The 21,300-nt window shown below is 66.3% G+C and carries 15 protein-coding genes; 7 read left to right on the top strand and 8 right to left on the bottom strand.

The features are described 5' to 3' along the window. Positions 1 to 13: 13 nt before the first annotated feature. The 4 genes from ABIC51_RS34665 to ABIC51_RS34650 all read left to right on the top strand — a co-directional run bounded on the left by ABIC51_RS34665 (position 14) and on the right by ABIC51_RS34650 (position 5,514). The gene (locus ABIC51_RS34665; protein WP_059697092.1) at positions 14 to 799 is read left to right on the top strand and encodes an enoyl-CoA hydratase/isomerase family protein; all 786 of its coding nucleotides are present in this window, start codon (positions 14 to 16) and stop codon (positions 797 to 799) included. Positions 800 to 835: 36 nt separating this feature from the next. Beyond that, on the top strand, positions 836 to 2,833 hold the full coding sequence (locus ABIC51_RS34660; protein ID WP_175862759.1) for an acetyl-CoA carboxylase biotin carboxylase subunit: 1,998 nt from the start codon (positions 836 to 838) through the stop codon (positions 2,831 to 2,833). 320 nt (positions 2,834 to 3,153) lie between these two features. Continuing rightward, positions 3,154 to 3,357 carry a hypothetical protein gene (locus ABIC51_RS34655; protein ID WP_021163021.1) on the top strand — a complete coding sequence of 68 codons (204 nt, stop codon included), beginning with the start codon at positions 3,154 to 3,156 and terminating at the stop codon, positions 3,355 to 3,357. A 42-nt stretch (positions 3,358 to 3,399) separates the two neighbouring features. Next, positions 3,400 to 5,514 carry a phosphocholine-specific phospholipase C gene (locus ABIC51_RS34650; protein WP_175901043.1) on the top strand — a complete coding sequence of 705 codons (2,115 nt, stop codon included), beginning with the start codon at positions 3,400 to 3,402 and terminating at the stop codon, positions 5,512 to 5,514. A gap of 100 nt (positions 5,515 to 5,614) precedes the next feature. Here ABIC51_RS34650 and ABIC51_RS34645 read toward each other — a convergent pair whose 3' ends face one another. After that, positions 5,615 to 6,313, bottom strand: coding sequence for a class I SAM-dependent methyltransferase (locus ABIC51_RS34645; RefSeq protein WP_027790581.1), 699 nt, complete (start codon positions 6,311 to 6,313; stop codon positions 5,615 to 5,617). A 314-nt stretch (positions 6,314 to 6,627) separates the two neighbouring features. On the opposite strand from ABIC51_RS34645, the gene ABIC51_RS34640 reads away from it, so the two are divergent. The 3 genes from ABIC51_RS34640 to ABIC51_RS34630 all read left to right on the top strand — a co-directional run bounded on the left by ABIC51_RS34640 (position 6,628) and on the right by ABIC51_RS34630 (position 9,869). Then, a complete protein-coding gene (locus ABIC51_RS34640) occupies positions 6,628 to 7,770 on the top strand; it encodes a DUF2827 domain-containing protein (RefSeq protein WP_175901047.1) in 1,143 nt (380 codons plus the stop codon). Between the two features lie 785 nt (positions 7,771 to 8,555). After that, positions 8,556 to 9,359, top strand: a complete 804-nt coding sequence (locus ABIC51_RS34635; RefSeq protein ID WP_027790583.1) for an EAL domain-containing protein — start codon at positions 8,556 to 8,558, stop codon at positions 9,357 to 9,359. A gap of 87 nt (positions 9,360 to 9,446) precedes the next feature. Beyond that, positions 9,447 to 9,869: a hypothetical protein gene (locus ABIC51_RS34630; protein WP_081066190.1), complete on the top strand. Its 423-nt coding sequence runs from the start codon at positions 9,447 to 9,449 to the stop codon at positions 9,867 to 9,869. A 100-nt stretch (positions 9,870 to 9,969) separates the two neighbouring features. Here ABIC51_RS34630 and ABIC51_RS34625 read toward each other — a convergent pair whose 3' ends face one another. The 7 genes from ABIC51_RS34625 to ABIC51_RS34595 all read right to left on the bottom strand — a co-directional run. Further along, on the bottom strand, positions 9,970 to 11,937 hold the full coding sequence (locus ABIC51_RS34625) for an FkbM family methyltransferase (RefSeq protein ID WP_175901049.1): 1,968 nt from the start codon (positions 11,935 to 11,937) through the stop codon (positions 9,970 to 9,972). A 24-nt stretch (positions 11,938 to 11,961) separates the two neighbouring features. Continuing rightward, entirely contained in the window at positions 11,962 to 13,098 is a 1,137-nt protein-coding gene (locus ABIC51_RS34620; protein WP_027790586.1) for a DUF2827 family protein, read from the bottom strand. Between the two features lie 30 nt (positions 13,099 to 13,128). Beyond that, a complete protein-coding gene (locus ABIC51_RS34615) occupies positions 13,129 to 13,596 on the bottom strand; it encodes a DUF4019 domain-containing protein (RefSeq protein WP_027790587.1) in 468 nt (155 codons plus the stop codon). Positions 13,597 to 13,622: 26 nt separating this feature from the next. Continuing rightward, positions 13,623 to 14,777: a DUF2827 domain-containing protein gene (locus tag ABIC51_RS34610; RefSeq protein ID WP_027790588.1), complete on the bottom strand. Its 1,155-nt coding sequence runs from the start codon at positions 14,775 to 14,777 to the stop codon at positions 13,623 to 13,625. Positions 14,778 to 14,791: 14 nt separating this feature from the next. Further along, positions 14,792 to 15,937, bottom strand: a complete 1,146-nt coding sequence (locus ABIC51_RS34605; protein ID WP_048025465.1) for a DUF2827 domain-containing protein — start codon at positions 15,935 to 15,937, stop codon at positions 14,792 to 14,794. A 403-nt stretch (positions 15,938 to 16,340) separates the two neighbouring features. Then, complete coding sequence (locus ABIC51_RS34600) at positions 16,341 to 17,003, bottom strand: OmpA family protein (protein WP_175862755.1); 663 nt, start codon at positions 17,001 to 17,003, stop codon at positions 16,341 to 16,343. Positions 17,004 to 17,127: 124 nt separating this feature from the next. Then, positions 17,128 to 21,300, bottom strand: a 4,173-nt coding sequence (locus ABIC51_RS34595) for a YadA family autotransporter adhesin (protein ID WP_354006927.1), incomplete at its 5' end; no start/stop codon positions are given.

Genomic DNA, 21,300 nt, shown 5'->3' with positions numbered 1-21,300 from the left:
GGAGGGCTGACCGATGCGATACGAAACGATCAAGGTAAGCGAAGCCGGCCGCGTGGCGACCGTCACGCTCGCGCGCCCCGACGTGCGCAACGCGTTCAACGAGACGACGATCGCCGAGCTGACCACCGCGTTCGAATGGCTCGACGCGCATGAAGGCGTGCGCGCGATCGTGCTCGCCGCCGAAGGCGCCGCGTTCTGCGCGGGAGCGGACCTGAACTGGATGAAGAAGATGGCCGGTTACTCGGACGACGAGAACCGCGCCGATGCGCGCAAGCTCGCGCGCATGCTCGAGGCGATCCATCGCTGCGGCAAGCCGGTGATCGCCCGCGTGCACGGCGATGCCTACGCGGGCGGGGTGGGTCTGGTGGCCGCGGCCGATATCGCGATTGCCGCCGACGGCGTGAAGTTCTGCCTGTCGGAAGCGCGTCTCGGGCTGATCCCCGCGACGATCGCGCCGTACGTGGTGCGCGCGATGGGCGAGCGCGCGGCGCGCCGTTACTTCACGACGGCCGAGGTGTTCGACAGCGCGCGCGCGGCGTCGCTCGGCTTCATTCACGAAGCGGTGCCGGCCGATGCGCTCGACGAAACCGTCGCGAAGCTGGCCGCGACGCTCGTCGCGAACGGGCCCGACGCGGTGCGCGCGTGCAAGCGGCTCGTCGCCGACGTGGCCGGCCGCGCGCTCGACGCGACGCTGATCGAGCAGACCGCCGACTGGATCGCGCGAACCCGGGCCGGCGCGGAAGCGCGCGAAGGGATTGCGTCCTTTCTCGAGAAACGCACGCCTTCGTGGCGTGAATGACGGCGTGACCCTAACTTTCCGGACGACACCGAAGCCATGTTCGACAAGATTCTGATCGCCAACCGCGGCGAAATCGCGTGCCGCGTCGCCGCGACGTGCAAACGTCTCGGGATCGCGAGCGTCGCCGTCTATTCCGACGCGGACGCGAACGCGAAACACGTGGCCGCGTGCGACGAAGCCGTGCACATCGGCGGCTCGGCCGCCGCGGACAGCTACCTGCGCATCGAGCGCATCATCGAAGCCGCGCGTGCAACCGGCGCGCAGGCGATCCACCCCGGCTACGGATTCCTGTCGGAGAACGAAGATTTCGCGCATGCGTGCGAAGCAGCCGGCATCGTCTTCATCGGGCCGCCGGTCGACGCGATTGCGGCGATGGGCTCGAAGGCGGCCGCGAAGGCGCTGATGCACGCGGCCGCCGTACCGCTCGTGCCCGGCTATCACGGCGACGACCAGGACGCGGCCAACCTGCATCGCGAAGCCGACGCGATCGGCTACCCGGTGCTGCTGAAGGCGAGCGCGGGCGGCGGCGGCAAGGGGATGCGCGTGGTCGAGCGCTCCGACGATTTCCCCGCGGCGCTCGCGTCGTGCCAGCGCGAAGCCGCGAGCAGCTTCGGCAACGACCGCGTGCTGATCGAGAAATACCTGACGCGCCCGCGTCACGTCGAGGTGCAGGTGTTCGGCGACACGCACGGCAATACCGTGTACCTGTTCGACCGCGACTGCTCGGTGCAGCGCCGTCACCAGAAGGTGCTCGAGGAAGCGCCGGCGCCGGGCCTGCCCGACGACGTGCGCCGTGCGATGGGCGAAGCGGCCGTTGCGGCCGCGCGCGCGGTCGGTTATGTCGGCGCGGGTACCGTCGAATTCATCATGACGGGCGACGCGTTCTACTTCATGGAAATGAACACGCGCCTGCAGGTCGAGCATCCGGTCACCGAGATGGTCACCGGGCTCGATCTCGTCGAATGGCAACTGCGTGTCGCATCCGGCGAGCCGCTGCCGCTTCAGCAGGACGAACTGCGCGTGCAGGGTCACGCGCTCGAGGCGCGCCTTTATGCGGAGAACCCGGCGCGCGGCTTCCTGCCGTCCACGGGCACGCTGAAGCACCTGCGGCTGCCGGCAGGCGTCGAGTTCGCGATCGGCGCATCGGTGCGCGTCGACAGCGGCGTGCGCGAAGGCGATGCGATCACGCCGTTCTACGATCCGATGATCGCGAAGCTGATCGTCCACGGCGCGGACCGTGCGGAAGCGCTGAGCCTGATGCTGCGCGCGCTGCGTGCATGCGAAGTGGTCGGCCTGCACACGAATGCCGCGTTCCTGCAGCGGATCGTCGCGTGCGAGCCGTTCGCGACGGCCGATCTCGACACGGGCCTGATCGAGCGCAATCACGATGCGCTGTTCGCGCCGCAAGAGCCGCCGCGCGCGATGCTCGCGCTCGCGTGCGCGGCGCTGCTCGCGCGCGAACGCGGCGCGGCCGCGCAGGGTTCGTCGCCGTGGGGCGCGCTGCCGGACTGGCGGCTGAACGGCGGCTATCGCCGCACGCTCGACTGGCATGCGGCCGAGCGCGAAGCGGACGTGACGGTCACGTACGAGGACGACGGCGCTGTCGCGCGCCTCGCGACCGGCGGTGCGGCCGCGCAACCGTTCGCGTGGACGCGTGGCGCCACGCCGCTCGATTTCGACGTGACGCTCGGCGGCGTGCGCAGCAGCGGCCGCGTGTATGCGGACGGCGACACCTTCCACGTGTTCTCGCAAGGCGCGGCCGAGACGTTCGAATGGCGCAACCTGCTCGCGCATGCGGGTGATGCGGAGCAGGGCGGCGGCCGCCTGACCGCGCCGATGCCCGGCAAGGTGATCGCGGTGCTGGTCGAGCCGGGCCAGAAGGTCGAAGCGGGCACGCCGCTGATCGTGATGGAAGCGATGAAGATGGAGCACACGATCGGCGCGCCGAGCGCGGGTGTCGTCGCGGAAGTGCTGTACGGCGTCGGCGACCAGGTTTCGGATGGCGCGCAGTTGCTGATGATGGCGGAAGGCTGAGCGGCGCCGGCTTCGCGTATGCGGGCCGGCTGCCGCGGCTGCCGGCCCGTAAGACAGGCGTCGTGATGCGTTGCACGACCGACACCGCGACAGATTCGCTTCGACCGCTTCGGCAAAAACGAAGCAATGCAAATCTTTCGATTGCATTACGTCAACCTCTCGTTATCCCCTCCGCCGCGGCATGCGCGCCCCGTGCGTGCACGCGGCGCGCCTCCTTGCACGACACCATCGTGTAACACGTGATAATTAGCATCTCGCCGTCGACACGACCGGTGCGCACCCGCGCCTGTGTCAGGTCGTCACATCCACGGAGAGACGTTATGCGAAAGTCGGCCCTACGGCCTTTCGCGGTCGTTGGCCTGATCGCGCTGACCGCACTCCTCGGTGCCTGCAACGACGACCTGACCGCACCCGCCGCACCGGTGGCGCAGCAGAAGGCCGCCTGCGGCGGCGGCGTGGTCGCCACCGCGCAGATGCACTGCCCGCCCGGTTTCACCGCGCCTGCTTCCTCGCCCGCTTCCTGATCCCGGCTGTTTCCACCAGAAATCCAATCAAGAGCAACCAGCATGGCCATCCATTCGCGACGCGATTTTCTGAAGTTCTCCGCCGGCCTCGCTGGCGCGACCGCCGCCACCGCACTGCTTCCCGAATCGATCCGCAAGGCGCTGGCGATCGAGCCGAATACCGTGACGGGCACGATCCAGGATGTGCAGCACATCGTCGTGTTCATGCAGGAAAACCGCTCGTTCGACCACTACCTCGGTCACCTGAGCGGCGTGCGCGGCTACAACGACCGCTTCCCGGTCACGCTGCCGAACGGCAAGCCGGTGTGGTTCCAGCCGCGGCAGGAGGACAAGACGAGCGTGATCGCGCCGTTCCGCTACGACACGACCGACCCGGGCGTCAACGCGCAGTGCATCGGCGGCCTGCCGCATACGTGGGCGACGACGCACGGCGCGATCGACAACGGCCGAGCCGACCAGTGGGCGGTGCAGAAGTCCAACATGACGATGGGCTACCACGTCCGCGACGACATCCCGTTCCATTACGCGCTCGCGGATGCGTTCACCGTGTGCGACAACTACTTCTGCTCGATCCCGGGCAACACGCACCCGAACCGCATGTACCTGATGACGGGCATGGTCGACCCGCTCGGCACGGGCGGCGGCCCGCTGCTCGACAACACCGACTACATCGACAACCAGTTCGACAAGATCAAGTTGCCGCCCTTCAGCTGGACGACCTATCCGGAGCGCCTCGAGAAAGCGGGCATCTCGTGGCAGATCTACCAGCAGGGCACCGGGTTCGACAACTTCACCGGCAACTACGGCACGAACATGCTCGCGTGCTTCAACAACTTCGTGAATGCGCCGGCCGGTTCGTCGCTGCAGACGCGCGGGATGAGCACGCGCCCGATCACGCAGCTGAAGGCCGACGTGCAGGCGAACGCGCTGCCGCAGGTATCGTGGCTGCTGCCGCCCGCCGCGTATTCGGAGCATCCGAAGTTCACGCCGCTCTACGGCGCGTATTACCTGTCGACCATTCTCGATGCGCTGACGTCGAATCCGGACGTATGGAGCAAGACCGTCCTGCTCGTCATGTACGACGAGAACGACGGCTTCTTCGATCACGTCGTGCCGCCGTCGGCACCGACGCTGCCGGGCTCCGGCATGAGCACCGTGGACGTGTCGCTCGAGCGGCACAACGTCGTGACCTCGACGCAGACGGGTACGTACACGGCCGACAACCTGCCGTACGGCCTCGGCCCGCGCGTGCCGATGTTCGTGGTCTCGCCGTGGTCGAAGGGCGGCTTCGTCTGCTCGCAGGTCTTCGATCACACGTCGGTGCTGCAATTCATCGAGAAGCGCTTCGGCGTGATGGAAACGAACATCTCGCCGTGGCGTCGCGCGATCTGCGGCGACCTGACGTCGGCGCTCGATTTCTCGAAATCGGATGCGACGCTGCCGACCCTGCCGAGCACGCAGGCGTATGTCGCGCAGGCGGACCTGCAGTGTTCGCGCGCGTCGTCGCAGACCGCACCGGCCAGCACCGCGCAGCAGGTCGTGACGGCACAGGAGCCTGGCACGCGGCCGGCGCGTGCGCTGCCGTACGAATTGCACGTGACCGGCCAGCTCCAGGCGCAAGGCTACGCGCTGACGTTCGCGAATACCGGCACGCAGGGCGCGCATTTCTGGGTCTATACGGGCGACCCCACCGCGATGCCGCGCCGCTATACGGTCGAAGCGGGCAAGCAGTTGACCGACACGTGGGCGCTCGATGCGAGCGGCAACTACCTGGTGAGCGTGTGGGGGCCGAACGGCTATTTCCGGCGCTTCGCCGGATCGGCCGTCGCGGATGCCGGCGCGAAGCCTGAAATCACGCCGTGTTACGACACGGCCAACGGTGACGTGTACGTGACGATCGCCAACGCGGGCACCGGCACGCTCACGGTCACGGCGACCGATGTCGCGTACGGCGGCGCACCGCGCACGTTGACGGTTCCGGCGGGGCAGCGCGTCGAAGCGCACTGGGATCTGTCGTGCAGCAGCCACTGGTACGACCTGCAGTTCGCGGTGGCCGGGAACGCCGGCTGGACGCGCCGCATCGCGGGGCACGTCGAAACCGGCAAGGCCAGCATCACCGACCCGGCCGCCGTGGCGCCGACGACCGCGGCGATCTGACGGCAATCCATGCGTGCCGGCTCCGCGCCGGCACGCGACGAGCGCATGTCAGAAACGAAAAAGGCGCCGCGCGGCGCCTTTTTCAGTCAGGTGCGCGAAATCAGATGGGGCGAAAAACCGTGTATTGATCGCCATCGAGTTTTTCCAGGTACCGGGAATCATGGAGCGTCAGGTTGACCGGCTGGAGAAATTTCTCGTCGGCGGCCTCGTGTTCGTTGCTGGCGCGCGTATTGAACAGGCTCGAAGCATTTGCGGAGTTCACGAGAGAATCGAGGCGCGGTGCGTTCCAGTCGAGGTGCCCCCTGAGCAAGTAGAAGTGCATGATCCCGCATTGCTGATGGGCCCAGAAGTCATGCCACATGAATGAATCGGGCCGCCACACGGAGTTGTGGCTCTCGAAGTACGATGCGCTGCTCATCGGCATGCACTCGGGGGTCGAGATGATGATGTATCGCGATCGATAGTTGAGAAACTCCAGTAGATCGCGACCGTGGGAGTGGCGCATGTGCTCGATGACATCGCCCAGGATGATCGTGTCGTACGAGTCGCCGGACCGTTCGTACAGCGTGTCGCTGACGCCGGAAATGATGTCGTCGTAGCCGTTCTCGATCAGGAACGGATGGGTCTCTTCATCACATTCCAGCGCCGTGAAACGGCAATCGGGCACGATCTTCCTGAGCAGGCGCCCGTATTTCCCGCCCCCGGCCCCGACATCCAGAATCCTGCCCGGGTTGATCGACTTGACCAGATGCTGCGTGAGTTGATCGAAGGTTGGCCACGAGTACCCGATCTGTTCCACTTTGACCTCCCGTCAAGGCTGGTTTGAAAAATTGATCGTAGCGATGTCACAGCGTTGCTGCGAGGTCGTTTTCTGCCCACCCTGGATCCCGATACGGCCCGGCAACCCGGTGGCATGGCAGGTCGCCCGAGTATCGCACGACCGTCTCGCGGACTTGCGTGTGCCGACCGGGCGCTGACCATCCCTGACAGTATGCGGCGGGCACTCCGCTAGAATGCCGGGTTGCCGGCGGCGTGCGCCGCTTGACGCGGGCGGCGCTTCGCGCGCTACACTGCATCCATTCCATCCCCATCCAACTTCCCATCCCGCCGACGATGACATCCCCTGTCCTGAACGGCCTGCGCATCGGTATCACGATCGGACTGCGTGCCCCTGACGAAAGCCTGTGGATCAACGGCATCAAGCAGAACGCGCTGTTTCTCGCGAAGCTGCTGATGGCGTCGCCGCACGGCTACCGCGTGACGCTGGTCAACACCACCGACGTACCGCTCACCGATGCATTGCCGTGGGATCGCAGCGTGTACGACACGCGCGCATTCGCCGAGATGAAGGATTCGCTCGACGTGGTGATCGAGCTGGGCGGGCAGATCGACGGCGAGCAGACGGCCTACCTGAAGGCGCGCGGCGCGAAGCTCGTCAGTTACTGCTGCGGCGTCGAGTACATCAACGCGATGGAATCGATGCTGTTCGGCCGCCGGCTGTGGGATTCGCTGTTCATCAACCGCGGCTACGACGAGGTGTGGGCGATTCCGCAGATCGCGCCGTCGTCGCTGCCGTTCCTGCAGTCGCTGCGCCGCTGCCCCGGGCGCGTCGTGCCGTTCGTGTGGGACCCGATGTTCCTGAGCGCGCGCGCGCAGTCGCTGCCGGAGCGCGGCGAATACCGGCCGCGCAGCGAGCCGGGCAAGCGGCTGACGGTGATGGAGCCGAACCACGACGTCGTGAAGTTCTGCGTGTATCCGATGCTGATCATCGACGAAGCGTATCGCCGCGATCCGGATGCGATCTGCTTCACGCACGTGACGAACGCCGATCGCCTCGCGCACGACAGCCCAGAGTTCGTGATGCTGATGAACTACCTGGACATCGTGCGCGCGGGCAAGGCGAGTTTCGTCGGGCGCTTCGATACGCCGCTGTTCCTGGCCGACCTGACCGATATCGTCGTGTCGCACCAATGGTCGAACCCGCTCAACTATTTCTATTTCGACGTGTGCTGGCAGGGCTATCCGCTCGTGCACAACGCGAGCCTCGCGCCCGATCTCGGCTACTACTATCCGGACAACGACGTGCAGCAGGGCGCCGATGCGCTGCTGCGCGCGCTGCATACGCACGATGACGACTGGGAGGCGTACACGCGGCGCCAGCGCGACATCCTGAGCCGCTATACGTCGGCGAATCCCGCGCTCATTGCCGAATACGACACCCTGCTCGCGAACCTGGTCGGCGCATCGGCTGCATAAGGCCCGATTTTTCTCGCGGCGCACACGTTGCGCCGCGGCCCGCCATCGGGATTGTCCCGCCCTAATGTCTGACGAAATAATGCCGTTAAAAAAGAAACCGCCGAACCCGATCGGTTCGACGGTTTTCGAAGGCACGAATTTGACGGCTCCGAGGGAAGTCCGTCGGAAATCATTTTATAGGTTAACAAGTATTTAAGATTGTTAAAAATGGTTTGATCGATAATCGTCATATGATTTAAATTGATATTATCGATTAACGGCTGTTCGATTCTGTTTAGAAATTTAATAATTCGTTTGAAACGGGAAAATTGAGCGCTGCGATGATCGAATGACGTGCGGCAGCCGATTTGCTGCGATGCGCAAGCCGGGCCGCCAGCCTTCACGGCGAGTCCGGCGGCGGCCGAGGGCGCTGCCTCGCGGGCCGGTATTTATCTGATTAATTGAAGGCTTTCGAATTTGCGAGGCATGCAAATTACGCCGGAATTGATTCGGGCAAGGCTGTTTAGGTGGTTTGAATAAACAATATCCGGATCGGGTTTAAGTAATTTGCGTTAGTGTGACCTGTCGCACAATCGGTATCGCGCATGCGTGGTGTATTCCAGTAACTGAATATCGTTGAAAATATCGAATTTGACGGCGCGCCGAAGCGAAAAGTACGCTCCCCGGAAAAGATCGACATAACAGGATGGGCCGGGTAGGCGGCGGAGCACGTCATGATCGGTTTGCTCCGCATGTTTGTTGAGGTCGAGCCGCGATCGGCGGCTCGCCATTTGCCGGAGCGCCGGATGAATGCGGTCGAAGCTCGCCAGGAGGCGAATCGGGAAGCGAATCGTGACGAAATCGATCTCGTGTTCGGCGCCCCCGACGATCATCCCGACCTCGCGTCGGTACGCAGTTTCGTGGAGAGCCGGCTCGCGTTCGCGCAAGAGCCCGTGTGCCGGGCCGACCTGTCGGGCGGTGTGCTGTACCAGGAATGCCTGGCGCGATTGCGGTGGGGCGAGCGCGATGCGCTGCCGCCGGTCGCGTTCCTGCCGCGCCTCGAGGCGCTCGGGCTGATGCGGTGGTTCGACCGGCTCGTGGTCGGCCGGACGATCGACGCGCTGCGCGCCGATCCGGCTGCCGTCTATGGCTGCAATGTGGCGGCAGCGAGCGCGGTCGTCGACGATGCGTGGCTGGCCATCTTCAGGCGGCTCGAGCGCGAGCCGTCGGTCGCGGCGCGGCTGGTGGTCGAGATCACGGAGACGGGGCCGCTGAATCCCGTCGCGGGTCGTTCGTTCGTGAACCGCTTTCGGCAGACCGGATGCCGCATCGCGATCGACGATTTCGGGGTCGGCTTCAGCGCATTGAACAACCTGGTGGTCGGCAATCCCGACATCGTGAAGCTTGACCGGTCGATCCTGTCGATGATCAAGCGCAACGCGATCGGCCGCTACCAGTTCCGCAGGCTGATCGCGTTCGCGCATGAAGGTGCGCGGCACGTCGTCGTCGAAGGCGTGGAGAGCGAGATCGACCGGCAGATCATCGTGGATGCCGGCGTCGCCTGGGCGCAGGGTATCCGATTTTCATGGCGGTCGCCGGCCGCCGCGTGACGGCGCGGAAACAGGCGGGGTGGCGTGCACGACGCACGCCGGTGTCGGGCGTGGCCGGCGCGTGGCCGGGACGAATCGCAAAGGGGCATGGGCATGGCGGGGACGAAGGCCGGAAGCGGAACGGGCACGCAGGCAGCCGGTGCGCGCGAACTCGTCGCGATCGCCGAGCTGGCCGACATGCTGTGGCAGCTGGGCGCCGAATCGACCGAAGTGCCGATCGACGTCGCGCCGTATCTCGACGGACTGACAACCATTGCGCGCCGCATCCAGCGGATGACGCCGCTCGACGCCGGCGGCCGCGAACTGGCCGCGCGGCACTATTACGCGGGTGTCATCGCGGGCGCGTGCGGCGACGATTCGGCGATCGCGCGCGGCGTGTCCGACAGCCTCGTCAAGCAATCCGGCGGCATCAGCCGGCGGGTCGCGCACTGCTTCGCGGTGCTCGCGCGGACGGGCCGGCGGCATGGCCGTGTGTTCGCCGCGCAGAGCGGCGACCGGGTGCTGGTTTAGCGCCTGTTCACGCCGGTCGCGGGCGCCGGCGCGGCGCGATGCGCACGGCCCGCGTCGATCTCATCTTTTCGTGTAGCGGCCCGAGCGTGCGCCAAACCGGTCAATCCTTCCCGAATCCGCCGAGCACGAACGCCATCGCGCGGTCGACCGCGTCGTCCCATCGGCCGACGTGCGCGGCGCGCACGATCCGGACGCCCGGATAGAGGGCGGTGCGCGAGCCGGTTTCCCAGCGCGCATCGGCTTTCGGGCTGAGCAGCAGCACGGCCGGCACGCCGAGCGCGCCGGCGAGATGGACGTGCGCGGTGCAGGTGGTCACCACCGCGTCGAGCGCGAGCATCAGCGCCGCCAGGTCGCTGAAATCGCCGATCGCGTGATGCGGGAAGGTCACCGGCAGGTCCGATTGCTCGGACTGCGCGGACAGGTCGCGGTTGATGCAGTACGCGGCGTGACCGTGCAGCCGCGTCAGCGGCGCGAGATCGCGCAGGCTGGCCGCGCGATGGAAGCGCGCGTCGCTTTCGTCGCGCCCGCGCCAGTTGAGCCCGATGCGACGCGTGCCGGCGGCATGGCCGTCGCGCGACACGCGCTCGCGCCACGCCGCCGCATGCCCCGGTGGGCAGGACAGGTACGCGCCCGCCGATCCTTTGGGTGCCGGCGCGTAGCCGAACTGCGCGGCGAGCACCAGGAACGAACACCAGTAGTCGTGTGCGATCTGCGACGTGTCGATCCACGCGCCGTGCGCGCCGATGAATTCGATGTGCGGGAACGTGTGACGCATCAGGCCCGTCAGCGCGTCCGGAACGATGACGGTCACGCTCGTGCAGCCGAGCGTGTCGAGCGCATGCAGGTAGCGTGCGTACTGGAGCTGATCGCCGACACCGCCGTAGCTGAGCACCAGCAGCCGCTTGCCCTGCAGCGGCTGGCCCTGGTAGAGCCGCTCCGTCGGCAGCCCGAACTGCGCGGCCGTCAGGACGTTTTCGCTCGCGATGGTGGCGCGGGCCGCTTCTTCGCGCCGGCCGGCGCGCAGCAGCAGCATCGAACGCATCAGCTCGATGCGGCCGCGCGTCGCGTCGGGCAGCGCATCCGGATCGCCGAAGCGTTTGAGCGCCGCGAGCCCGGCGTCGGGTGCCCCGGCAAAGCCGTAGCACGACGCGAGTTGCAGCGCGATCGCATCGTCGTCGAGCCCGCGGCCGCGCGCGCGTTGCCAGCGGTCGATCGCGTGCCCCCACTCGCAGCGCGACTCATGGTCGAGTGCGCGGTTCCAGTGCGTTTCAGGCGCGTCGGTGTCGGCGGCTGCGTCGGGGGGCGCATCGACGTCGGCCGGCGACGCGACGGCGATCGGTTCGATCGAGATGACCAGCCGCTGCCTGTCCCAGCGCGCGTTCGGCACGCAAAGCAGGTTCAGCGGGTCCATCCGGTAGAACGTGTAGTCGAGGCCGGCAAAGGTGGCGATGATCGGCGCTTCGCCGACTTTCCAGTATTCGACCCAGCACCAGGGCAGGTGCGTCTCGATCAGACGGCGCGCGCCGCGCAGCGCGTCGATCTCCATGCCTTCGATGTCGAGCTTCAGGAAATCCAGCCGCGGCAGGCCGAGCGCGTCGAGCCTGACGACCGGCGTCGGCGTGCCGCCTTCCGCGTGCGCGCCGACGAGCGACACCTGGCCGAAGTCGGCATCCTGCCCGTAGTCGACGTCGGGCACCTTCATCGTGCCGTTGGCGCCCGCAAGCCCCATGTTCAGCAGATGGACGTTGTCGAGCTGGTTGAGCGCGACGGTGCCGCCGAGCGCATGGAACAGCGTGCGCTGCGGCTCGAATGCGTACACGCGGCCGCCGCGCGCATGCAACCGGTGGGCGATCGGCACGCACACGAGCCCCGCATTCGCGCCGCCGTCCACGGCGATCGCGTCGTCCGGCAACTGGTCGATCACCTTCAGGATCGTGTCGAGCTCATCCTGGATGTGCGGCCGCCCGGTCTTGATCAATGCTTCGGCCTGGTACGCGCAGTGCCGGTTGATGACGAACGGACCGTGAATCGAATCGATCACGACGAAATTGCGGACGGTCTGATTCATGGGCGGTAGCAGGGGCGAATGAGGTCAGCCGAGTGCGCGGCCGGCGAACAGGTGCTGGATCTGCGCGGAATACGCGTGGACGTTGTGCGCGGCGAGCGTGTCGACCTGGTGCAGGCAGCGGCGTGCCGCGGCGGCGTATTCGTCGAGTCGCGCGTCGTGCGTCTGCGCGGCGGTCGCGATCGCACGCGCCGCATCGAAGATCTCGAAGTCCGGATAGTAATAGCCGACGTCGCGCAGGAACGGCGAGTTGTGCACGAGCGGGTAGTTGCCGTACAGCGCGTCGTACAGCAGGTAGTTGAGGCCGTTTTCCCAGTGGTGGGACACGACGATGTCGGTGTGATGCGCGGCCCACGCGACGAACGGCGCGCGCACGTCGGCGGTCGCCTTGCCGTCGCGCACCATCTCGAGCCCGAGCGCGAGATGCTTGAAGGCGACGTTTTCTTTTTTGTCGAACGTGTTGGTCATGTACACGTGCTCGACGAGTTCCGGATGCTCGACGTAGCACGCGTTGGCGGCGAGCATCGGCACGATCGAGCTTTTCACGACGTTCAGGTTCGGCTCGAAGAACGCGATGCGTTTCGCGGGGCCGTGGTTCCGATAACCGAAGCGCGCCTTCAGTTCGGGATCGGCGTCGAGGCTGCGCTCGATGAAATACGGCGACCAGATGTGCGGCAGCTCGATCACCGGCGCGCGGTACACGGCCTGGAAATACGCGGCGCATGTGTGCATGTGCTGCGGGTTGGTCCAGATCTCGTCGAACTGCACGCGGTGCGGGTTCGGCCGCCACGAGTTCTTCTCGAAGTTGATCGTCTCGACGGCGATCACGTAGTCGTTGCCGAAGCGGTACGACACGCACTTGCCGCCGCGTCGGCGCACGGCGTCGGTGTGCGTCGAGTCGACGAACGCGTTCATCTCGATCAGCAGGTCGGTCTGGTGGACGACGGCGGACAGCGGCCGCAGCGCGTCGCCGAACGCGTCCATCATCAGCGCCTGCGGATACTCGGTCACGCCTTCGTCGTGCGCGAGCCAGACCTCGCCGATCAGCGGCGACTGCTTCAGCAGCATGTACAGGTACACGCAGTGCTGATTCGCGCCGTTGTACCAGATCGACTGCGTCGAGTCGCGCTGCACGTTCATCGTTATCGCGACATTGAGTTTCATGACGGCTCCGTGGTGCGGGCGTTGCTCGGGTTACGGCGTGTAGTTTTGCGACGAGCGCGGCACATAGCCGGTCAGGCGCCAGTGGCCGTCATCCTCGCGGCGAAAGCTCAGCTTCTCGAACATGGTCGCGCCGCTCGTCAGCGTCGTCGCGTAATCGACGTTCGCGTAGAGCCCGTCGGGTGTCGTCGACGCGTTGGTGTAGCGGATGCGCGTGATCTGCGCCCAGCCGCGATGACGCACCGCGCCGACCGACTGGCGCGCGCGCTGCATGTCCGACGCGAACTGGTCCTGCTTGATGCGCGCCTTCACGAACGCGGCGGCATCGGTCCACACGGCGTTGTACTGGCCGGCGTCGAGCTGCTTGAACACGGCGTCCGAGTCGCGGAGCAGCGCGTCGGCCGATTCGCCGTCGGCTTGCGCATGCGCGCCGATCGCGATCGATGCGACGGCGCAGCCGATCAGCCATTTGGCGCGGGTGAGGGGCGTGCGTGCGGTCATGTCCGAGTCCGGAAAAGGGCGGTGCGTCACGCGTCGCGATAAAGGGTGGCGATCGCGTCCGTATAGGCGGCGACGTTCTCGGGGTTGTAGATGCTCACGGAGCTGAGCACGTGCTTCGACTGCTCGCGATACGCTTCCAGGTTCGCGTCGTGCTCGGCGAACGCCTTCAGCAACGCGCGGCCGCCGGCCTGGCAGTCGAAGTCCGGATAGAAATACCCGGCCTTGCCGAGGAACGGCGAGTTGTGGATCAGCGGGTAGTCGCCGTACAGCAGCTCGTAGTACAGGTAGTTCTGCGCGTTTTCCCACGTGTGCGACACCACCGCGTCGCCGAATGCGGCCATGAACTCGTACACCGCGTAGCGGCTCTCGAACGTCGTGACTCCGTGGTTCACGATGTCGAGGCTCTTCGCGAAATGGACGAACGTCGCATGTTCCTTCAGGTGCAGCGTGTTGCATACGCGCACGAACTCGAGGAAATCGGGCTTCGCGCGATACGCCTCCTCGGTCACCAGCATCGGGATGACGCTCGTCTTCACCATGCAGATGTTCGGCTCGAACATCGTCACGCGCCAGCGCGGCTTGCCGGGCTCATAGCCGAACGACAGCCCGGCACCGAGCGTCGCGCGCGCCTTGTCGAACAGCATCGGGTGCCAGATGTGCGGAACGATCGTGACGGGCGCGCGCAGGCCCGTCTGGTAATAGTGCAGGCACGAGCGCTCGAATTCGGGAATCGTCCACACGGCATCGTACGGCGCGCCCGAGAACAGGAAACCCGACGGCTTGTTGAACATCGCGCGTTCGATGTCGATCACGTAGTCGTTGCCGACCCGCATCGTGACGACCTTGCCGCCGCGCTCGCGGAACGCGCGCAGGTAATCCGCGCCGAACTGCGCGCTCATTTCGATGAGCACGTCGCAGCGCTGCAGTGCTTCGTCCATCGACAGGAGCGGCACATCCCATTCGCCGAGCATCATCTGCGGATCGGCGACCTGTTCGCCGCCGTTCACCATCACGGCTTCCGCGACGAGCGGCGACTGGCGCAGCAGCAGGATCAGCAGCAGGCAGTTCTGGAAGATGCCGTTTTCCCACAGCGACTGGCCGGCGCCGCGCACGAACAGCGACACGCCGACGACGAGACGCTTGCCCTCGCCGGGCGCTTGACGGGCATTGGAGTCCGACATGCGTATTCTCCGGTTCAGGCGACCAGACGCGAGACGAACGCGTCGAGGTTCGCGGGGTTGTCGATCGAGACCGACTGCAGCAGCCGGCCGGCCTTCGCACGATAGTCGTCGAGGCGTTCGTCGTGGTGCAGCCACGCGTCGAGCAGCGCACGGCCGCCCGCGGCGGAATCGAAGTCCGGGTAGTAATAACCGGCGTCGCCGATCAGCGTCGAGTTGTGGATCAGCGGATAACCGCCGTACAGCACGTCGTAATACAGATAGTTCTGCCCGTTTTCCCAGTGGTGCGACACGACCGCATCCGCGTGGCGCGCCATGAAGCCCGGCAGGTCGAGGCGCGGCTCGAAGGTCGCCTTGTGCTGGCGCACGAGATCGAGGCTGTTCGCGAAGTGCACGAAGGTCGGATGCTCCTTCATGTGCAGCGAGTTCACGACGAACATGTGCTGAACCGCGTCCGGACGCGCACGGTAGAACGCGTCGCACGCGAGCATCGGATAGTGGCAGGACTTGGCGACCGAGATGTTCGGCTCGAGCATCGCGAGGTACCACGGGCGGCGGCCGGGCCGATAGCCGAACGTCGCGCCTTCCGCGGCGAGCGCGGCGATGCGCCGATCGAGGAAGTACGGCGACCAGATGTGCGGCATCAGGTGGACGGGCGCGCGCAGGATGGTCCGCAGCATCGGCGCCGCGGTCTTGTCGTATTGCGGCAGCAGCCAGACTTCGTCGAACGGTGCGCCGTTGAAGACGTGTCCCGACGGCTTCCCGAAGATCGGGGTTTCGCACAGGCCGGCGTACACGTGCCCGCAGAAGAACGCGGCGATTTTCTTGCCGAGCGCCTTCATGTGTCGGAGCCACTCCACCGGCAGCTGTGCGCCCATTTCGATCACGACGTCGAGTTCGTGCGTGACGTCGGAGGGTTTCACGAGCGGGATGTCGAGGCCGTCGAGTTCGAGGCCGGCCGGCAGCGCGTTGGCGTCGCCGCCGTTCAGGAAGTAGACCGGGCCGACGCGATCCGAGCGCTTGAGCATCATCGCGAGGAACGCGATGTTCTGGTGGATGCCGTTTTCCCAGATCGCCTGGCCGTCGCGCGCAAACAGCGAGATGCCGACCGCCGGCCGTTGCTTGCGGGTGCCGCCCGAGGCGGCTTCATTGATGTCCGTCACCGGTTGGTTTCCTCTGCGGCGTCGTGCGTCCGGGCATCGCGTCGAGCGTCTGGCCTGGAAGCGGCGCGCCGTGGATTGTCATGGTTGCATTTGCGCCGGTGTGCCGCGGCGGGCGAATCGGGCGACCTGGTTCGCGAGGGCGGCAGCCGGTTTCCGGCGTGTCATCGGGCACGCCTGGCACGGCGCGTGATTCGGACAGGTTGCCCCGGCGACTGTCTGCGGCGATTGTGGCACGGAAACCGCCGGTTTTGGCGGGACGTGACGAACTTTGACATAGCCGCCGGTCAATGCGAGCAGGGCGCCGGCGAAGCGGCGCCCGGGGCGTCCGGCGGGGAGCGGGTGCGGGTCCCGCGCGGCGCTGACGGCCGGCCGGATCGGGGCGCCGCGCGCGGCGGCGGCCCGCTCAGTGCTGCAGGCGGATTTCGACGCGGCGGTTGCTGGCGCGGCCTTCGGGCGTCGCGTTCGACGCGACCGGGTCGGCCTTGCCGCGACCCGAGACCGTCAGCGAATCGGTCTTCAGGCCGTGTGCCTTCAGATAGGCCGCGACGGATTCGGCGCGGCGCTTCGACAGCGCGAGATTGTAGTCGTCGCTGCCCACCGAATCCGTAAAGCCGGTGACGCTCACCTGCGAGTACGTGTGGTCGGCGCGCTCGCTCAGCAACCGGTCGAGCGATTCGCGCGCGGTCGGGGCGAGCGTCGCGTGGTCGGTGGCGAACAGCGCGTCGCCCGACAGGTTGACCTGTTCGACGACGGCAGCCGCCGGCGCGGCGGCCTGCGCCGCTTCGGCCTGCGCCGCGCCGCACTGGAACACGAGCGTCGCGGGATCGGACTTGTCGCGCAGCGCGCGGGCCGAATCGACGGCGCGCACGGGCTCTTCGCCGCAGATCTTGCGGGCGGCCTTCATGCAGGTCTCCGGGCCCGACAGCAGGCCGTGGCAGTCCACCTGGAAGGTGCGCACGCCGTCGCGCGGCTGCAGTTCGGAGGCGCTGAAGGTCGGGCCGGATGCGGTCGAGCACGCGGCGAGGGCCGTAGTAGAAAGTGCGAGCGCAAGAGCGAGTTTGTTCACGGTTACATCCTCAAAACTTGGGTTGACTGAAGCCCGCCGCGGGTCGCGCGGCGGGCTCGTCCGGCCGTCGGGGCCGCCGCAAGCCGTCCGGCTGGCGAGCCGGGCGGCCTGGCGGCGCGACGCGTTACTTCCACTGGTACAGCATGCCGGCGCCGATCACCTTCTGACCGCCGCTGAAACCGCCGTTGATCGACGCCTTCAGGTTCTCGGTAATGCGCGCCTGCATGTTGACCGCCATCGCCTTCTGGCCGAGGAAGGTCGACGTGCCCACGCCCATCCCGAAGTTGGCGTCGCGATCGAGCTGCGGGATCGACGCCATCGCGCCGACGGCCGCGATACCCTGCTTCGCCATCTGGTCGGTCTGCTGCAGTTGCGAACCCAGCGAGTTGATCTGCGCCTGCTGGCCCGACAGTGCCGTCGACAGCGTCGTCTGCACCTGCGTCAGCTGGTTCACGTTCACCGCGTCGGTGCCTTGCGTACCCGGCGCGACGTTCGTGATCTGGCGCTGCTGCTGGTCGTTGCCGACCGACACCACGTTCGAGCGACCGCCGTCGTTCGAATTCGCACCGATCGCCACCGAGTTCGAACCCGCGGTGACTGTCGGGACGTCGGTGCCCTTGCCGTTCATGTCGGCCGCGATGCCGTTGTTGTTGGCGGCGCGCGTCGTGTTGTTGTTGATCGACGTCGACAGCTGGTTCAACTGATTGTTGATGTTCGTCACGCCGGTCGACAGCGAGGCCACGTTGCTGTTCGTCGTGCTCAGGCCGGTGGACAGCGAACCGATGCCCGTCGAGGTCGACGTCGACAGCGAGTTGACGTTGCTGTTCGTCGTGCTCAGGCCGGTCGACAGCGAGTTGATCGCGGTCGAGGTCGACGTGGACAGCGAGGCCACGTTGCTGTTCGTCGTGCTCAGGCCCGTCGACAGCGAGTTGATGCCGGTCGACAGCGATGCGACGTTCGATGCGGTGGACGTCGACAGCGCGTTGACCGCGTTGTTCGTCGCGTTGAGCTGGCTGCCGTTGATCGCGTCCGTGCTCGTGGCCGAGATCCGGCCGGCGGCGACGTTCGTGATCTGGCGTTCCGCACCCGGTGCGCCGACGCTCACCACGCCGACCGGCGAGCTGCCCGCGAAGAAGTACGTGACGCCGCCGATCGTGGCGCTTGAGGTGCCGACAGCCGCGGCCGTGACCGAGTTCGCGCCGAGTGCGATCGAGTTGGCGACGTTCGCGGTGGCGTTCGAACCCAGGGCGAGCGCGTTGGCGGCGCTGGCCGTGGCGCTCGAGCCGTAGGCCTGCGCACCGACGGCGCTGGCCGTGGACTGGTTGCCCAGCGCGATCGTGTTGTCCGCGGTGGCCTGGTTCGAGCTGCCGAGGGCGAGTGCGCTGGCACCGGTTGCGGTGTTCGCGTTGCCGAGCGCCACTGCGCCGTTGCCGGTCGCCGTGTCGTTCGCGCCCAGTGCGACCGCGCCGGTGCCCGTCGCGATGCTCGGGTCGCCGATCGCGACGGCGCCGTCGCCGGTTGCCGTGTTGCCGGAGCCGATCGACACGGCCTTGCCGCCCGTGGCCGATGCGTTCTGGCCGATCGCGACCGCGCCTGCCGACTGCGCGTTCGAACCGTCGCCGACTGCCACGCTGCTCGCGCCTGCCGCGCTGGCGTTCACGCCGGCGGCGAGTGCGTTGGTGCCGGTGGCGCCCGTGTTGTCGTAGTTGGCCTGCTGCGTGCCGTTGTCGTTGACGCTGTAGTAGTGCGTCTTCGCGGCGTTGATCGCGGTCGAGGTCGAAGTCGACAGCGACGACACCGAGCTGTTCGTGCTGCTCAGGCCGGTGGACAGCGAGCCGATGCCGGTCGACGTCGAGGTGGACAGCGACAGGATCGTGCTGTCCGTGCTGCTCAGGCCGGTGGACAGCGAGCTGATGCCGGTCGAGGTCGACGTGGACAGCGACGTGATCGAGCTGGTGGCCGAGGAGAGGCCGGTCGACGTGGAGGTCGACAGCGAGCTGATCGAGCTGTTCGCCGAGGACAGGCCCGTCGAAGTCGAGGTCGACAGCGACGACACCGAGCTGTTCGTGCTGCTCAGGCCAGTGGACAGCGAACTGATGCCGGTCGAGGTCGACGTGGACAGCGAGGTGATCGAGCTGTTCGCCGAGGACAGGCCGGTCGAGGTCGAGGTCGACAGCGACGACACCGAGCTGTTCGTGCTGCTCAGGCCGGTGGACAACGAGCTGATGCCGGTCGAGGTCGACGTGGACAACGACGTGATCGAGCTGTTCGCCGACGAGAGGCCGGTCGACGTGGAAGTCGACAGCGAGGTGATCGAGCTGTTGGCCGAGGACAGGCCGGTCGAGGTCGAGGTCGACAGCGAATCGATCGAGCTGTTCGCCGAGGACAGGCCCGTCGAGGTCGAAGTCGACAGCGAATCGATCGAGCTAGTCGCGGACGACAAGCCCGTCGAGGTCGAGGTCGACAACGAGGTGATCGAGCTGTTAGCCGACGACAGACCCGTCGAGGTCGACGTGGACAATGACGTGATCGAGCTATTCGCCGAGGAGAGGCCGGTCGAGGTCGAAGTCGACAGCGACGTGATCGAGCTGTTGGCCGACGAGAGGCCCGTCGACGTGGAGGTCGACAGCGAGGTGACCGAGCTATTGGTCGACGAGAGGCCGGTCGACAGCGAGCCGATCGAGCTGGTGGCCGACGACAAGCCAGTCGAGGTCGACGTCGACAGCGAAGTGATCGAGCTGTTGGCCGACGAGAGGCCGGTCGACGTGGAGGTCGACAGCGAGGTGACCGAGCTATTGGTCGACGAGAGGCCGGTCGACAGCGAGCCGATCGAACTGGTGGCCGACGACAAGCCGGTCGAGGTCGACGTCGACAGCGAAGTGATCGAGCTGTTGGCCGACGAGAGGCCGGTCGAGGTCGAAGTGGACAGCGAGGTGATCGAGCTATTAGCCGACGACAAACCGGTCGACGTCGAGGTCGACAGCGAGGTGATCGAGCTGTTGGCCGACGACAGACCCGTCGAGGTCGAAGTCGACAGCGAAGTGATCGAGCTGTTAGCCGACGAGAGGCCCGTCGAGGTCGAAGTCGACAACGACGTGATCGAGCTGTTAGCCGACGAGAGGCCCGTCGAGGTCGAGGTCGACAGCGAGGTGATCGAGCTGTTGGCCGACGACAGACCCGTCGAGGTCGAGGTCGAGAGCGAAGTGATCGAGCTGTTAGCCGACGACAGACCCGTCGAGGTCGAGGTCGACAGCGACGTGATCGAGCTATTCGCCGACGAGAGGCCGGTCGAGGTCGAGGTCGAGAGCGAAGTGATCGAGCTGTTGGCCGACGACAGGCCGGTCGAGGTCGAAGTCGACAGCGAGGTGATCGAGCTATTAGCCGACGACAAACCGGTCGACGTCGAGGTCGACAGCGAGGTGATCGAGCTGTTGGCCGACGACAGACCCGTCGAGGTCGAAGTCGACAGCGAAGTGATCGAGCTGTTAGCCGACGAGAGGCCCGTCGAGGTCGAAGTCGACAACGACGTGATCGAGCTGTTAGCCGACGAGAGGCCCGTCGAGGTCGAGGTCGACAGCGAATCGATCGAGCTATTCGCGGACGACAGACCGGTCGAGGTCGAGGTCGAGAGCGAAGTGATCGAGCTGTTGGCCGACGACAGACCCGTCGAGGTCGAGGTCGACAGCGACGTGATCGAGCTATTCGCCGACGACAGGCCGGTCGAGGTCGAAGTCGACAGCGAGGTGATCGAGCTATTAGCCGACGACAAACCGGTCGACGTCGAGGTCGACAGCGAAGTGATCGAGCTGTTGGCCGACGACAGGCCGGTCGAGGTCGAAGTCGACAGCGAGGTGATCGAGCTATTAGCCGACGACAAACCGGTCGACGTCGAGGTCGACAGGGACGTGATCGAACTGTTGGCCGACGACAGACCCGTCGAGGTCGAAGTCGAGAGCGACGTGATCGAGCTGTTAGCCGACGAGAGGCCCGTCGAGGTCGAAGTCGACAACGACGTGATCGAGCTGTTGGCCGACGAGAGGCCGGTCGAGGTCGAGGTCGACAGCGAATCGATCGAGCTATTCGCGGACGACAGACCGGTCGAGGTCGAGGTCGACAGCGAGGTGATCGAGCTATTAGCCGACGACAAACCGGTCGACGTCGAGGTCGACAGCGAGGTGATCGAGCTGTTGGCCGATGAGAGGCCGGTCGAGGTCGAGGTCGACAGCGAGGTGATCGAGCTATTAGCCGACGACAAACCGGTCGACGTCGAGGTCGACAGCGAGGTGATCGAGCTGTT

Source organism: Burkholderia sp. 572, from assembly GCF_040545135.1.
In the GTDB taxonomy this organism is placed as follows: domain Bacteria; phylum Pseudomonadota; class Gammaproteobacteria; order Burkholderiales; family Burkholderiaceae; genus Burkholderia; species Burkholderia cepacia.
The sequence above is the reverse complement of the archived record's forward strand: the minus strand, read 5'-3'. Positions and strand labels throughout refer to the sequence as shown.